Origin of the sequence: Tepidibacillus decaturensis (assembly GCF_001561915.1) — a bacterium.
GTDB lineage: Bacteria > Bacillota > Bacilli > Tepidibacillales > Tepidibacillaceae > Tepidibacillus_B > Tepidibacillus_B infernus.
On record NZ_LSKU01000001.1, the window covers coordinates 1,725,314 to 1,740,050 of the forward strand.

At 35.1% G+C, this 14,737-nt stretch carries 12 protein-coding genes and 1 pseudogene; 5 read left to right on the plus strand and 8 right to left on the minus strand.

Annotated elements, in window-relative coordinates; translation table 11 throughout:
• Nucleotides 1-166: 166 nt before the first annotated feature.
• On the plus strand, nt 167-2,326 hold the full coding sequence (locus U473_RS08190) for a cell division protein FtsA (RefSeq protein WP_068725203.1): 2,160 nt from the start codon (nt 167-169) through the stop codon (nt 2,324-2,326).
• A gap of 50 nt (nt 2,327-2,376) precedes the next feature.
• Here the strand turns inward: U473_RS08190 and larE are convergent.
• From larE to U473_RS08210, 4 genes and pseudogenes are all read right to left on the minus strand, one after another.
• A pseudogene (gene larE / locus U473_RS08195) lies at nt 2,377-3,185 on the minus strand (ATP-dependent sacrificial sulfur transferase LarE).
• Between the two features lie 243 nt (nt 3,186-3,428).
• A complete protein-coding gene (locus U473_RS08200; RefSeq protein WP_068725206.1) occupies nt 3,429-4,205 on the minus strand; it encodes an anti-sigma factor family protein in 777 nt (258 codons plus the stop codon).
• A gap of 13 nt (nt 4,206-4,218) precedes the next feature.
• Complete coding sequence (locus U473_RS08205; protein ID WP_161937311.1) at nt 4,219-4,758, minus strand: RNA polymerase sigma factor; 540 nt, start codon at nt 4,756-4,758, stop codon at nt 4,219-4,221.
• Between the two features lie 107 nt (nt 4,759-4,865).
• On the minus strand, nt 4,866-5,294 hold the full coding sequence (locus U473_RS08210; RefSeq protein WP_321164159.1) for a Fur family transcriptional regulator: 429 nt from the start codon (nt 5,292-5,294) through the stop codon (nt 4,866-4,868).
• Nucleotides 5,295-5,573: 279 nt separating this feature from the next.
• On the opposite strand from U473_RS08210, the gene U473_RS08215 reads away from it, so the two are divergent.
• On the plus strand, nt 5,574-6,473 hold the full coding sequence (locus tag U473_RS08215; protein ID WP_068725211.1) for a DUF1002 domain-containing protein: 900 nt from the start codon (nt 5,574-5,576) through the stop codon (nt 6,471-6,473).
• Between the two features lie 231 nt (nt 6,474-6,704).
• On the opposite strand, the gene U473_RS08220 is transcribed toward U473_RS08215, so the two are convergent.
• Nucleotides 6,705-7,046 carry a DUF1294 domain-containing protein gene (locus U473_RS08220; protein ID WP_235589083.1) on the minus strand — a complete coding sequence of 114 codons (342 nt, stop codon included), beginning with the start codon at nt 7,044-7,046 and terminating at the stop codon, nt 6,705-6,707.
• A 189-nt stretch (nt 7,047-7,235) separates the two neighbouring features.
• Between U473_RS08220 and U473_RS08225 the strand changes: the two genes are divergently transcribed.
• Complete coding sequence (locus U473_RS08225) at nt 7,236-8,993, plus strand: ABC transporter ATP-binding protein (protein WP_068725213.1); 1,758 nt, start codon at nt 7,236-7,238, stop codon at nt 8,991-8,993.
• A gap of 15 nt (nt 8,994-9,008) precedes the next feature.
• Nucleotides 9,009-11,096: an ABC transporter ATP-binding protein gene (locus U473_RS08230; RefSeq protein WP_068725216.1), complete on the plus strand. Its 2,088-nt coding sequence runs from the start codon at nt 9,009-9,011 to the stop codon at nt 11,094-11,096.
• A gap of 121 nt (nt 11,097-11,217) precedes the next feature.
• On the opposite strand, the gene U473_RS08235 is transcribed toward U473_RS08230, so the two are convergent.
• On the minus strand, nt 11,218-11,604 hold the full coding sequence (locus U473_RS08235; protein ID WP_068725218.1) for a hypothetical protein: 387 nt from the start codon (nt 11,602-11,604) through the stop codon (nt 11,218-11,220).
• 196 nt (nt 11,605-11,800) lie between these two features.
• Between U473_RS08235 and U473_RS08240 the strand changes: the two genes are divergently transcribed.
• The gene (locus tag U473_RS08240; RefSeq protein ID WP_068725221.1) at nt 11,801-12,259 is read left to right on the plus strand and encodes a ferritin family protein; all 459 of its coding nucleotides are present in this window, start codon (nt 11,801-11,803) and stop codon (nt 12,257-12,259) included.
• Nucleotides 12,260-12,340: 81 nt separating this feature from the next.
• Here U473_RS08240 and pdxA read toward each other — a convergent pair whose 3' ends face one another.
• Nucleotides 12,341-13,336, minus strand: a complete 996-nt coding sequence (gene pdxA / locus U473_RS08245) for a 4-hydroxythreonine-4-phosphate dehydrogenase PdxA (protein ID WP_068725223.1) — start codon at nt 13,334-13,336, stop codon at nt 12,341-12,343.
• Nucleotides 13,329-14,630: a four-carbon acid sugar kinase family protein gene (locus U473_RS08250; RefSeq protein WP_068725226.1), complete on the minus strand. Its 1,302-nt coding sequence runs from the start codon at nt 14,628-14,630 to the stop codon at nt 13,329-13,331. Before U473_RS08250 ends, pdxA begins: the two co-directional genes overlap by 8 nt.
• Nucleotides 14,631-14,737 lie beyond the last annotated feature (107 nt).

Here is a 14,737-nt window from a genome sequence, read left to right on the forward strand (position 1 = left end):
AAGCCACCTCCGAAGTATTGTAAAAAATATACTTTAGATTATACAGATTTATCGTTAAAATGAAAAGGATAAAAGGCCCAAATTACTTTCAAAATGAAAAAGGAATCTCTTCACCAATAGAGAATAATACAGATATTGTCGAAATTTTGTCGAAGGAGGGGCAAACTTGGAACAACATCTTCCCATCTTTGCCTTAGATATAGGAACACGTACTGTTGTTGGTTTGATTTTAGTTCCTACTAAAGAAGGACAATTTGAAATAAAAGATTTGAAAATGATTGAACATAGAGAACGATCGATGTTGGATGGCCAAATTCATGATGTTGTAGCGGTTTCTGAAATTATTTCACAGGTAAAAAAAGAATTAGAGCAAAATAACGGCCCCTTACATAACGTAGCCGTTGCGGCAGCTGGTCGTTCTCTAAAAACTCGTCGTGTAAAGTTAGATATATCGATTCAGGGTCAACCATTACTTAGAAAAGAAGATATTCGCGCCTTAGAATTATCTGCTGTTCAAGAAGCACAAAGACAAATCGCAACAGAGAGCCAGATCGAGGATACGACCCATTATCATTGTGTCGGCTACAGTGTGATCAATTATTTTTTAGATGATCAGATTATCGGTAATCTGATTGATCAACGAGGACAAAAAGCAACAGTGGAAATCATCGCTACCTTTCTTCCTCGTGTGGTCGTTGATTCACTTCTTTCCTCTCTTACACGTGCTGAGTTAGGGTTGGAGGCACTAACATTAGAACCAATTGCGGCTATCCATGTATTGATTCCACCATCGATGAGGAAATTAAATCTCGCACTTGTCGATATTGGCGCTGGTACTTCAGATATCGCCATTACCGCTGAAGGAACAATTATCGCTTATGGAATGGTTCCAGTTGCTGGAGATGAGATTACAGAAGCGATTAGTCAATCCTACATTTTAGATTTTCATATTGCCGAGGAAATAAAGCGGCAATGTTCGACACAAGAGACCGTTCATTTTTCTGATATTTTAGGGATGTCTTACACACTTAACTCTAGTGAACTCATCGAACAAATCGATCAAGAGATTGAACAATTGGCAACTCAAATTGCAAATAAAATCATTGAATTAAATGGAGGTAAATCTCCACAAGCTGTGATGTTGGTTGGCGGTGGTAGTCAGACACCAAAACTTTCCGATAAAATTGCAACAATATTAAATCTACCAAGTCAAAGAGTTGCCGTTAGAGGGGCAGATGCGATTCAACAGCCAATCATTTGGCCAAAAAATCTAGTTAAAGGCCCTGAACTGATTACGCCCATCGGGATAGGGATTTCTTCTCGTCAAAATCCGATTCAATATTTTACCATTGAAGTGAATGGCGAATTTATTCATTTGTTTGAGATGAAAACCCTAACCATTGGCGATGTTTTAATTGCTGCAGGAATTTCGATAAAAAGTCTATATGGTAGACCAGGGCTTGCTATGACTGTTAATATTAATGGTCAAATGAAAATCATTCCTGGAGAGCATGGCACTCTGCCAGAAATTTTATTAAATGAAGTACCTGCAACAATGGATACTCAAGTGGCTAATGGAGACAAAATTGAAGTAAAGGCAGGGAAAAATGGTAAAAATGCTACCCTTACATTGGATCAAGCCCTTTTATTAAGCCCTATTCGCCCTTATCAAGTTACAATTGATGGAAAATTGCTTGAATTACCTGTTTTAGTTGAGATCAATGGAATCGATGTTGATTTTTCTACACCAATCTCAGATCGCGATTCGATCGTTTTTCATTCTGTTAGAAATATTGAAGAGGCTTTAATCCTTTCTGGATTCTCAACGATCCCTTTTGAAGAGAAAATCATAGAATTTATTTTTCAAGGAGAGCCTAGAAAAATCGTCTATGTTTCTAAAGATCTTTTCCGCAATGGTAAGAAGGTTTTATTGAAAGAACCGATCGCTGGCGGAGATGTGATCACCTTTGCAAAAGAAACAAACCCGTATCCTACTATACGTGATTTAATGAATGAGAATCCTGATTTCCAATGGGGGATAGATGTGATATTTAATGGGAATCCTGTTCATATTCAACCTTCTAGCTTACAGGTACTCATCAATAACAAAAAAAATTCTGTTGATTCCCCTATTGAACAGAATAGTGACATCACCATTCATGTGGAAGACCAGCAAATCGTTTTTAGTGATGTTTTTCGCTATGTTGAATTTGATACAACTCCACCATCGGGGGCAAGTAAATTTGTGATTAAAGTGAATGGGGAAGAAGGAGATTTTAATACCCTCATTAAACAAGGGGATCAATTAGAATTATACTGGGAATAAGAAAAGGTTTGTATATTCCAACACGGCTTATGGAATATACAAACCCGCTACTATCTTTGTAAAAGTTTGTTCATGCTTCCACTTCTAAACCCTTCTAAATCTGCTGTTACATAATCAAATCCAAATGAATGTAACTTCGAAGCAATTTCTTGATGCATCTCCACGATCTTACTTAGTTTATCTGGCTCAACCTCAATTCTCGCGATATCGCCATGTGTACGAACCCTCACTTGACGAAAACCTAGTCTCTTTAAATATTCTTCAGATTGTTCCACCCTTGTTAGCTTTTTCACCGTTATTTCTTCTCCATAAGCAATCCGAGAAGATAGACAGGCAGAAGAAGGCTTATCCCATGTTTCTAATTCAAGTTGCTTGGATAATTCCCTAATCTCCCCTTTAAATAATCCTGCTTCTTGAAGTGGGGCTCTGACCCCATGCTCTTTTGCTGCCTTTACTCCTGGCCGATAGTCATTCGTATCATCAGCAATTAAACCAAAAACGATGTGTTTAAACCCATGTTTTAATTGAATCGGTGCTAATTCTTCAAATAATCCTTTTTTGCAGAAATAACAACGATTTTTGGTATTTTCTTTATATCCAGGGATTGCCAACTCAGATGTTTCAATCACAATATGTTTTACCCCTATTTTTTAGCAGTTTGTTTTGCTAATACCAGCTCACTAGATGGGTAAGACTCTGAATCCGTAGTAACAGCTATTACTTTATCAGATCCTAAAACATCTATTGCAACTTTTAACAATAATGTAGAGTCAACTCCACCTGAAAAGGCGACAACCACGCTTTCAAGTTCACTTAAAATTTTTTGAAGCTTTATGTATTTATCTTGCAGCACCTTCATCCCTCCTAACCTCTCTCTGTACAACATTTTAACACAAAACTTTCCTTTCCATAAAAAAGGTTTGTATATTCCATCGCGCTCCGTCATCCGTGCCCTTCTATGAATAAAGATTACGGAGAGAAAGGCACTTCTGAAGGTCGCAGCTTATGGAATATACAAACCCTTAAATGACAAGTGGAAAAAAGTTATACTTTTTTATCTTTTTAAAAAATCTTCACCAAACATTTCATTGGTGAAGATTCATTATTGTAGTTGCAATGGTTGTTGATATGAGACTTCTGTAAAGTGTTCAAATAATCGACTAACCTTATCCTTACTTTTAGGAAATTGAAAGGCTTTAAAGGTAGAATGTCCTTCCTCTTGTACAAGAGCTACAGAGGTAGGAAATTGAATATTCTCTTCATCAAATTCAATTTTAGAACCAGTAATAAAAGTCATGATTTCCATAAGAGTTTTTTTATCGGGAACATCAACAAAAACATAATGATCAGAGGGAAAAACCGTTTTAAATGTTGGAATTTGACTATAGGCACTAGGATAAACCCAGGTTACATCAATATATTGATGCTCCCCGTGCTCGTTACTTCGATGGGTTCGTAATAACACCATACCTCTACTCTTAGGTCGAAGTAAAATAACTTCAGGGTTTTCTAATGGAATCGGTAACTGCTCCGTATCATCTGCAAAGACATAATTTCGATAAACAGGAAGATTTCCTTTAAAATTCATCAAACCGATACCTAAAGGATCATATACAACCAAGAAAAATGCACTAAATACAGCAAAACAAGCAGTGATACATTTATAAGTTATCCTTCTTGCTCTTTTTTTCCCTTTTTCCTCTTGTATAAAAGAGATGTCTTCCATCAATGAAACCATTTTTACCATATCTTGCAGATCTTCTCTACAATGATCACAATACTTTATATGTTCATTTAATTCCCTTTTTTCCCCTTCACTAATGGTTTGATCAACATAATCCTGAATTAAACGTTCATAGCGACCACAAGACATAGGCATAGGCATTACTCCCTTAATTTGAAAGTCTGCTTTTTAGCATTTTTCTTGCTCTAAACAGTTGTGTTTTTACCGTACCTTCGGGAATTTGCAGCGCTTCACTAATTTCACTATAACTATATCCTTCAAAATGGCGCAATATTAGTACATTGCGATAAATATCAGGGAGCTGTTCTATCTCATTTTTTACTTTTTCAAGAGCTAATTTTTGTTCTACTTGTTCCTCAACAGATGGTGTATATTGGCTTACTTGAGTTGGTGAGAGTACTTGATCTTCAATTGCCACCACTTTTAAACTTTTCTTTCTAACTTTATCTCTAAATCGGTTTGTCATCATCATTCTAAGCCAAGCTTTTAAAGACTTTTCGTAAACATACTTGTCCGATTTACGATGAGCCTGCCACATGGTCTCTTGCGTCAAATCTTCAGCATCTTCTTGATTACCGGTTAACCGATAAGCCAAATGGTATAAATAGCGGCTGTGTTCAAGGATCCGCTCTAGAAATTCATCTTTTTTCCCTGTTTTATGCTCAATTGTATATTGATTACTATTCATATTCCTCAACCCATTTCTACCCTTTAAATTTTTATATGGTAAATTTATGGTAAATGTATTGATATTTTTCTCTATATTTAGAGTAACGTAACATGTCCTAAAAAGTTTCAGGTATTTTTTCCCTGTTGACATTCTTTGCATAATCCATAAATCTCGAACTTATGCCCAGTGACTCTAAAGTCACCTGCTAAACCTTGTAATAAATCCATTGGACACTCAGGTAATACCGAGGTTTGCCCACATTTTGTGCAAACTAAATGATGGTGATGATCCTCGATACAAGAAACTCTGTATTTTGCTTCCCCTTCAAATTGGGTTTCTTCTAGTAGATCTAGATCTGAAAGAATGGATAGGTTTCGATATATGGTATCAAAACTAACGCCAGGGAAACGGTCTTGAACTTCATTTAAGATTTCCTTTGCTGATACATAACGGTTTTGTTTAAAAATCGTTTCAATGATTTCTTTTCTTTGTTCTGTTAGTTTATACCCTTGTTCCTTGAGAATTTGCATAATCTCATTAACCTTCAAAACCATCCCTCCATTCCACAAACCCTTTATAAAAAAGGAAGAAAGTATAACACTCTCTATTTCAAATACAGTATAGGGTTTTCTCTCCTTTTCGTCAAATCACGGCTATCGTTTCTTTGCTAATGCTCGCCTTGCTTCAGGTACTACGATTTTATTGCGATTTCGTCTTCTACCCATTAATATTTCCTCTTATTCACGAATTGTTATTTAATAATGAATAAAAAAACCTATCTTGTACTAAATCTTAAAAAATTGGTTTATAATGTTAACATGGAGGGATCAAGAATGATTAAAATAAAAAACAAATTTAAATTAAAATTAAGTTTAATCATGTTCATTTCCATATTTTTATTTGTTAGTATCAACCCTGTTTTTGCAGATTCGATGGCAGGCAGTCAAATCATTACATTAGGAAAAGATTTAAGTAAAACCCAAAGAGATCAAATACTTCAGCAGTTTGAGGCCGCACAAGACGTACCAATTGTTGAAGTAACTAATCAAGAAGAACACCAATATCTAGGTGATACGCTTCCTGCAAAGGTGATTGGTTCCAAAGCGATCTCTTCGTCAATGATTACCTTTGGAGAATCAGGTTCAGGATTAACCATTGATAGCAACAATATCACATGGGTTACCAATGAGATGTATATAAGTGCATTAACAACCGCGGGTATCTCTGATGCAGAAATAAAGGTAACTGCACCCTTTCCTGTTTCTGGTACTGCTGCTTTAACTGGGATTATTAAAGCTTTTGAACAAGCCACAGGCAAAGAAATTAATGAAGATGTAAAAAAAGTAGCCAACGAAGAAATGGTTAGAACTGCTCAATTGGCCGATCAAATTGGCGACAAAGAAAAAGCAGTTGAATTTATGAAACGCATTAAGGAAGAGCTGGCTAAGCAATCAGCAAAATTATCTGATGCAGAATTAAGGGCTTTAATTGAGCAAGTTGCTCAGGATTTAAATATCCAATTAACCGGTGACGAATTAAATTCCTTAATCTCGTTACTTCGAAAGCTGCAAAATGCCAATATCGATTGGGATTTAGTGAGTCAACGATTAGACCAAATAAAGACAGGTTTTCAAAACTTTGTCCAAAACAATCCAGAAGCTAAATCCTTCTTCAGAGAATTATTAAATTTCATTAAGAATCTAATCGATAAAATTCTGTCCTGGTTAGGCTAAAACCAATAAGAGAAGACAAGAAAACTCCTTTTAAAAGGAGTTTTTCTAATAGAAAAAAGATCGCTTTACTCGTGGAAATAATCACCATACCGTGATCCTTTGTAAGACAAAAATTCTGACTTACGCATGATATGAGGCTTCAATGTAATTCCTCCCCTAATGAATAGTCATTATTTAATGTCTACAGTTTTAGAGGAAACTATGTAACACTTTCATATGACACGATCATTACTAATAAAAAATCCATCTATACAATAAGATATTAACCAACACAAGGATGGGAATTCCATATTTAAATGATGGGTGTAAGGTTTTGTGGTGAAAAGTACGCATACCCGCAAAGATCCCTATAGCACCTCCAAAAAAAGCCCAAACAAAGAATAGCTGTTCTGGTATTCGCCACTTACCCCTTCTTGCCTTATTCTTGTCATAACCAAAGACAAAATAGGAAAGAAGATTGAATATAATGATTAAGATCATCAGCCATTTTTGTTGCTGAAACTGATATGTTATTAACATCAAAACCATAAAAATTAAAGGAATTCCCCATATCCATAATCTGTTTTTCTTCATTTTCTTATCCTCTCTTCACTCATCATTAAAGCTATTTCTTAGATAGTTTTCATACTGTGTGTATTGTATCATAAAATCTTTAGATGAAATCAGACATAACTTGTACTTTTTGGTACTTTGTTGGCCTTTTTTTATTTGTTTTATGTTATTATTATTTCGTATGGCGAAATTTTCTCAGAGGTGGCTTGCATGAAACATTTTCTAACCTTAAAAGACTTTTTTATCAAACACAAATGGCGTTATATCATTGGAATCGTTTGGTTAATAGCAGTCGACGTTCTTCAGCTTATTCTTCCTAAAATTTTGGGAGCCTTTACAGATGATTTGAAAAATCAATCAATCACAACAAAAAGCATGATCCTTTATGGACTTTCTATCATTGCTGTTGCCTTTTTCATGTTCCTGTTCAGATATTTATGGAGAATGTATGTAATGGGTACAGCAAGGTTTTTGGAATATAAACTACGAAGCGATTTATTTGCCCATTTCCAAAAGTTATCTACCAATTATTATAATCACCATAAAGTGGGTGACCTTATGGCTCATGCGACCAATGATATTAATGCGGTACGTATGGCTGCCGGCCCAGGTATCGTCATGATTTTTGATACTTTGGTTTTATTAAGTGCAACGATCTTTATGATGGTTCAAACCATTTCCGTGAAATTAACCATCATCGCTCTACTTCCATTACCTTTTATGGCGTTGTTAACCAGCCATTTTGGAAAATTAATTCACCAACGTTTTCGTAAAGCACAAGAATCATTTTCTCATTTAACAGAAAATGTACAGGAAAATATTTCTGGAATTCGAGTAATTAAAGCCTTTGTCCAAGAACAAGAAGAAATCAAAAAGTTCACACACGCCAACCAAGATTATGTAGATAAGAATATGGAGCTTGTTAGAATCCAAGCGATTTTTAACCCACTGGTTCAATTTATCTCAGGTTTAAGTTTTCTTATCGTTCTAGCCTATGGAGGCATCCTTGTCATCAACCGACAAATCACATTAGGTGATTTTGTTGCTTTTAATAGTTACCTGGGCTTATTAACATGGCCTATTATGGCAATTGGTTGGGTGATTAACATTCTCCAACGGGGATCTGCTTCTATGTCCCGTTTAAATGAAATTTTTGCCACAGAGCCAGAAATCGTTGATCATCCTCAACTGGTGGATCCAGATTTAACAACAATACAAGGCGAAATTGAGTTCAACCATCTTTCTTTTACCTACCCTGGTACGACTAAAGAAGTGCTTTCTGATATCAATATCCGAATTCCTCAAGGTAAAACCCTTGCTATTGTAGGGAAAACAGGAAGTGGCAAAACAACCCTTGTCAATCTATTAGTCAGGTTATATGACGTTAGTACAGGAATGATCAAAATCGATGGGCGAGATATTAAAACCTATCCTTTAGAAGTATTACGACAACATATCGGCTATGTCCCACAAGATAATTTCTTATTCTCGACGACGATCCGCGAAAATATTGGTTTTGGATTAAATCATTATACCCAAGAACAAGTCGAAAAAGCAGCTGATGATGCTCAAGTGTTAGATAATATCAAAGATTTTCCAGCCCAATTTGATACACTGCTTGGCGAAAGAGGAGTTACTCTTTCCGGTGGCCAAAAACAAAGAGTTTCGATTGCAAGAGCGCTAATTAAGAACCCTAGCATCTTAGTCCTTGATGATAGTTTATCTGCAGTAGATACAAAAACAGAAGAAGCGATTTTAAAACGACTACATGAATTGATGAAAAATCGAACCAGTATTATTATTGCTCACCGGATCTCTACACTGAAAGAGGCGGATGAAATTATTGTTCTAGATGAAGGAAAAATCGTTGAAAGAGGAACCCATGGCCATTTAATGGAGCTTCAAGGCCACTACTATGATCTATACCAAAAACAGTTGCTAGAAGAGATGATTGCCAATCAGATTTAAGAAGGATGTGAGGAAATGTCAAACATTCATGAAGAAGAAGCAATTGGCAAAGCTTATGATTATCGATTGATGAAACGTTTGCTTCAATATGCCAAACCTTACCGGTTATTGATCATACTGACCATTACCTTGCTCATGATCATTACAGTTCTTGATCTAGCTGGCCCTTACTTAATCAAAATCGCGATAGATGATCATATCAATGCAATTAGTGATCCAATGGTTGCTTTTGAACCAGGCAAAGCAAATAAAGAAGGGGTGCTGTTTCAAGGGAAAGAATTCGTTCGGGAAAGAAATTTAACGGAAGAAAAAGTAGATCACTTACCACGTTATCAAATCATTGAAGAGAAAAATCAATATTACTTAATAGAAGGGTTTATTGCCAAAAACCAACCCTATCAATGGATAGAAGAAAATGGTCAACTAATCCTTACTCAAAATGGCAAAACGTATCCAACCAAAGCTTTAACAGATGAAGATCTACGGATTTTTAGGCAAAAAGATATTTCTTCCCTTTATAAAATTGGTGCTATTTTCTTTGGATTTTTAGTTCTAGGCTTTATTCTAAACTATATTCAAACCTATCTATTACAATATACAGGTCAAAAGATTATTTTTAATATGAGGCAGGAAATTTTCTCTCATATTCAAACATTACCCTTATCTTTTTTTGACAAGAATCCTGTAGGTCGTCTCGTAACAAGGGTCACTAACGATACTGAAACGTTAAACGATATGTATTCCAACGTATTAGTTAATTTGTTTAAAGATGTTTTTATTCTTATTGGTATTATTATTGTGATGCTGCAATTAAATATTAAACTAGCATTGGTCAGTTTTATTGCTTTACCCCTTATCATTTTATCTTCCACTGTTTATAAAAAGTTAGCTAGAGATGCATTTCGTATCGTACGTACACGACTTGCTAGAATCAATGCAACCCTAAATGAGAACTTATCAGGTATGCGTGTGGTTCATATTTTTAAACGTGAGAAACAACAATTTGAACAATTTGATCAAATCAATACTTCTCATTACGAAGCCAATATGAAAGAATTGAAAACAGCTGCAATCTTCCGCCCATCAATGGATTTTATCTATTCCATTTCTCTAACCTTTTTACTCTGGGTTGGGGGTAAAAATGTAATTCAAGGAGCGGTAGAGTTCGGGGTATTGTATGCTTTTATTGATTATATACGTCGTTTCTTCCAACCGATCAATGACTTAACGGAAAAATATACAATCATGCAATCAGCTATGGCCTCATCAGAACGAATTTTCCAGTTACTTGATCAAAAAGATTCCATCCCTAATCCAAGTACCCCAATACACCTAGACAAAATAAAGGGTAAAATCGAATTTAACCATGTATGGTTTGCCTATCAAGATGAGGATTGGGTTTTAAGGGATGTGAACTTTACGATTAAACCTGGGGAAATGGTCGCTTTTGTAGGTGCAACTGGAGCAGGAAAAAGCTCAATCATTAACCTTTTGGGTCGCTTTTATGATATCCAAAAAGGCGCGATTAAAATTGATGGTGTAGATATTCGTCAAATGGATAAATTCGAATTAAGAAAGCAAATTGGAGTCGTGTTACAAGACGTCTTCTTATTTGCAGGCGATATTAACTCCAATATTCGCTTAAATAATCCAGATATAACAGACGAGGAAATCAAACAAGTGGCCAACTATGTGAATGCCCATCATTTTATTGAGAAATTACCGAACCAATATCATGAGGAAGTAAAAGAACGAGGGTCTACCCTTTCTCAAGGACAAAGACAATTATTGGCCTTTGCAAGAACTCTAGCCTTTGACCCATCCATTCTGATTTTAGATGAGGCAACAGCAAATATTGATACAGAAACAGAACTTTTAATCCAAGATGCATTAAACAAGTTAATTAAAGGACGTACAACGATTGTCGTTGCCCATCGTCTATCAACCATCCAACATGCTGATAAAATTATCGTCCTGCATAAAGGGAAAATCCGTGAGATGGGAACTCACCAAGAACTCCTTGCACAAGGTGGACTTTACTATAATCTTTATCAGCTTCAATACAAAGAGGACTTTGAACAACAAAAAAAGAAACACAGATGAAGGCAACATCATAGATTTCTAAATGAAATAACTCAATAAATAAACTTAGCCACTAAGTGATATACTTGGTGGCCTTTTTTATACATACTTTCCATTGCATATTAGGATCCCGCAAAAGTAATTATTGAACATAACGCTCGATCTTTTTATGTATTTGTTTTTCCCAATATTCTTCTTTTGTTTCTTCTAGTAAATATTGCTCTAATAACTGTTGAACTTCTTCCTGTAGCATAGTTCCATTAGATGAAAATTCTTGTTCTTGGTACACCATCATCATCAATTGAGTAAATTCGGAGACTTCATCAAATTTTACAGTCTTTTTCTTTTCTGAAGACTCTAATTTTTTTATGGTTTCTTTTAGTTTGCTTTTTACTTGATCCATCACTTGATTTAGGGAACAGACTGGGCAAGTATAGGTTGGTACGTGTTTAATCTCTACATTCTTGTTAAAATAAAGTGTTCTGATAGTGATCTCCATCTCCGCCCCACATTCACATCTTTTTGTCATATGTAAAAATTCCCCTTCCATTATGTACACATTCATACATTTTAATTTTATAAAAAAGAAAGGGTTTTGTACCTAGTAACTTGTTGGAAACGAGACAAATATATAGATACAAGCCCAATTTTTTAGTTTTAATAACCAATTCTTTTGCTAGGCCATAGACTATATGGAAAATGAAATGCCTAGGAGGATGTAACCGATGGAAAGAATAATGTATCCATATCCACAAATGGATTGGATGTCCTTGCGTTTTAAAGATTTTCCACAGTTTTTAAAAAATCTTAAAAAGGCGATTGCTGATGAGAGAGCGGCTATTCAATTTTATAAACAACTATTAACCATGGCACCAACCGAAATGGCGAAATACAGTGTCAAAACGGCATTAGATGATGAAAAAATACACAATAAACAATTAACACAATTATATATTCGCTTAACTGGCCAAAAACCAGAAATTCAGGTAGAAAAGGTAGAATTCCAACACTTTTATGATGGACTTCAAAAGGCTTTTGTTGATGAAGTGGAAGCTGCTGAATTCTACAAGGAAATGTATCTTTCCGTGTTTTGCCAAACCATTCGCGATCTCCTTTATTCCATTCAACATGATGAAATAGAGCATGCAACTTTGTTCAGTTGGGTACATGGTGAGATAAAATAATACTACATTAAAGATGACATACCCTTAAACATATGGAATCCCTTGATTATCACATTACGTGATTTCAAGGGATTTTTATTTTTACTCTTTTGGTGCTAATTCAATTGCCTGACTAATTGCTTCTATTAAACTTAATTCATCAGCGATTCCTTTTCCAGCAATATCAAAGGCTGTGCCATGATCAACACTAGTTCGAATAATTGGTAATCCAACCGTTATATTTACGCCAGCTTCTAACCCTAACACTTTTATTGGACCGTGTCCTTGGTCATGATATTGAGCAACAACAATATCAAAGTCACCACGTGTAGCCCGGAAAAATACGGTATCTGCAGGAAGTGGCCCAAATACCTCTATCCCTTCAGCTTTTGCCTTTTCAATAGCTGGTACTAATTTCTCCTCTTCTTCACCATAACCAAAAAGTCCATTCTCACCTGCATGTGGGTTAATCCCACACACTACAATTTTTGGATTTCCATATCCTGCTTTCCTTAATGTTTGATCAGCTAGCTTAATTACAGTATAAACACGTTCAGGTGTAATTTTTTTAATTGCGTCAATCAGTCCAATATGTGTTGTAACATGTATAACTTTTAATTTTGGCGCAGATAACATCATCGCATAGTCCTTCGTATTTGTTAATTCCGCTAATATTTCAGTATGACCAGGATAAATGTGACCGCCTTTATGCAAAGCTTCTTTATTTAAAGGTGCAGTCACTACTCCATCTATTTCTTTATTCTTTGCTAGTTGAATAGCTTTTTCTAAATAACGAAAAGCTGCATCTCCAGCTATTGCGTTTACTTCACCAAATGGAAGATCTTCAGGTAATAAATCTAAATCCAAGCAATCAATGGTTCCAAATTCAAACTTTGCTTCGTTTAAAATTTTTATGGTCTTAATGCTAATGTTACTCTTCAAAATGCTTTTTACCTTTTCTAGTCGTTTGGTATCACCAATTACAAAAGGCTTACAGCTTTCATATATAGACTGATCAGAAAGTGCTTTAATAATAATCTCTGGTCCGACCCCAGCACCATCTCCCATTGTAATTGCTAGAGTTGGTAATTTACTCATCGTTAGCATCTCCTTTTAATAATTTTATTGCTTTAAATAAAGCTGTTTTTGATCCAAATGCACCTGCTTTGGTGACGACCGGAAACTCGTATTTCCCAATTAATTTTCCAAGCGGAATTCCATTTTCAACTTCTTTAAATAATTGCATTCCTTGAACTTGAATTTGGCGACTTACTGCTTTTGCCGTGTCCCCACCCGTTAAGACAAGACCAGAAATATTGATATAATTAATTACACTTGCAATGATTTCACCAAGAGATTTAGCAATAAAATTACTTATCTCTATATGATTGAATCCTATTTTCATTCCATTTTCTCTTGCCTTAGCAATTTGTTCAGGTTGAGTACCCACATATAAGACTACATCTCTTCCATTCATTACTTCATTAACAAGAGTAGTCTTGCATCGTTCCAATTCATACCTTTTTAAGGTTTCATTAAAAAGAACTATCGGATTAAGCTCTATAAAGGAAATATTTTTCATATCTTTCATATACTCGATCTGTGCCTTAGTCACCTGTGACATACTTCCTGCAACTACAATGACTGGAGCGTTATTTTTGGAAAATTCCATGTCTGTTTGTTGATTATTTAATTCTGAATTTAAGCTTAAGTGCTCTGCTAAACCTGCGGATCCTACCCACAATACATCATATTCAGAAGTTAGAACATACTTTGTTAACCTGTGTAAATCCTCTTCTTCTTGAATATCTATAACAAGCAGTTCAATTCCATTATCCTTTAAATTTTTCAAATAAGAGTGAATATATGCCTCACCTTTTCTTAAATCTTCTAGCTGAATCGTTGCGGATAAACGATTGGTCTGCAACTTTAATAATTTTTCTATATTAGATTCTAATACTGGTGTTTTTGGGTCCATTGCTATTTCCGTTTGATGAATCAATGTTCCGTTTAAATAATGGTTACCATTTAATGTGGTCCGCCCTATTGAAGGATAAGCTGGTGCTATAATAGCAAAATCTTTTGGGTAAATATCTAAAATTGCATTGATTTCAGCACCTATATTCCCTCTTAATGTGGAATCAATTTTCTTATAAAGATATTTGAAATCGCGCTTTTGTAATTGACGGCTCGCTTCTAAAACTTTATTATAAGCTTCTTCCTTTGAAATTCCTCGTGAATCTGTATCAATAATAACAACATCTGCATCTATTTGATACTTATTTAGATAGTTGAGATTAAAGAAAACGGATGATTTTAATCCTTTTTTAGCAAATTGGACACCACTATCACTTGAACCAGTCAAATCATCTGCAATAATCACAAAGTACATCTTTTCTCACCCCTTCTTTAATCTTGCAAATAAAACTTTTAAACTATTATAAAATTGAATAGAAAAAGCCCATAAAACGGGCTTCCCCTTAATAATATAAGCAGTTT

What these genes read in the sequence shown, in the direction of transcription:
- U473_RS08210 (WP_321164159.1), bottom strand. Translation starts at nt 5,294, where the DNA reads ATGGTTTTGAAGGTTAATGAGATTATGCAAATTCTCAAGGAACAAGGG.
- U473_RS08220 (WP_235589083.1), bottom strand. Translation starts at nt 7,046, where the DNA reads ATGAAGAAAAACAGATTATGGATATGGGGAATTCCTTTAATTTTTATG.
- U473_RS08205 (WP_161937311.1), bottom strand. Translation starts at nt 4,758, where the DNA reads ATGAATAGTAATCAATATACAATTGAGCATAAAACAGGGAAAAAAGAT.
- pdxA (WP_068725223.1), bottom strand. Translation starts at nt 13,336, where the DNA reads ATGAGTAAATTACCAACTCTAGCAATTACAATGGGAGATGGTGCTGGG.
- U473_RS08200 (WP_068725206.1), bottom strand. Translation starts at nt 4,205, where the DNA reads ATGCCTATGTCTTGTGGTCGCTATGAACGTTTAATTCAGGATTATGTT.
- U473_RS08225 (WP_068725213.1), top strand. Translation starts at nt 7,236, where the DNA reads ATGAAACATTTTCTAACCTTAAAAGACTTTTTTATCAAACACAAATGG.
- U473_RS08240 (WP_068725221.1), top strand. Translation starts at nt 11,801, where the DNA reads ATGGAAAGAATAATGTATCCATATCCACAAATGGATTGGATGTCCTTG.
- U473_RS08250 (WP_068725226.1), bottom strand. Translation starts at nt 14,630, where the DNA reads ATGTACTTTGTGATTATTGCAGATGATTTGACTGGTTCAAGTGATAGT.
- U473_RS08235 (WP_068725218.1), bottom strand. Translation starts at nt 11,604, where the DNA reads ATGACAAAAAGATGTGAATGTGGGGCGGAGATGGAGATCACTATCAGA.
- U473_RS08230 (WP_068725216.1), top strand. Translation starts at nt 9,009, where the DNA reads ATGTCAAACATTCATGAAGAAGAAGCAATTGGCAAAGCTTATGATTAT.
- U473_RS08215 (WP_068725211.1), top strand. Translation starts at nt 5,574, where the DNA reads ATGATTAAAATAAAAAACAAATTTAAATTAAAATTAAGTTTAATCATG.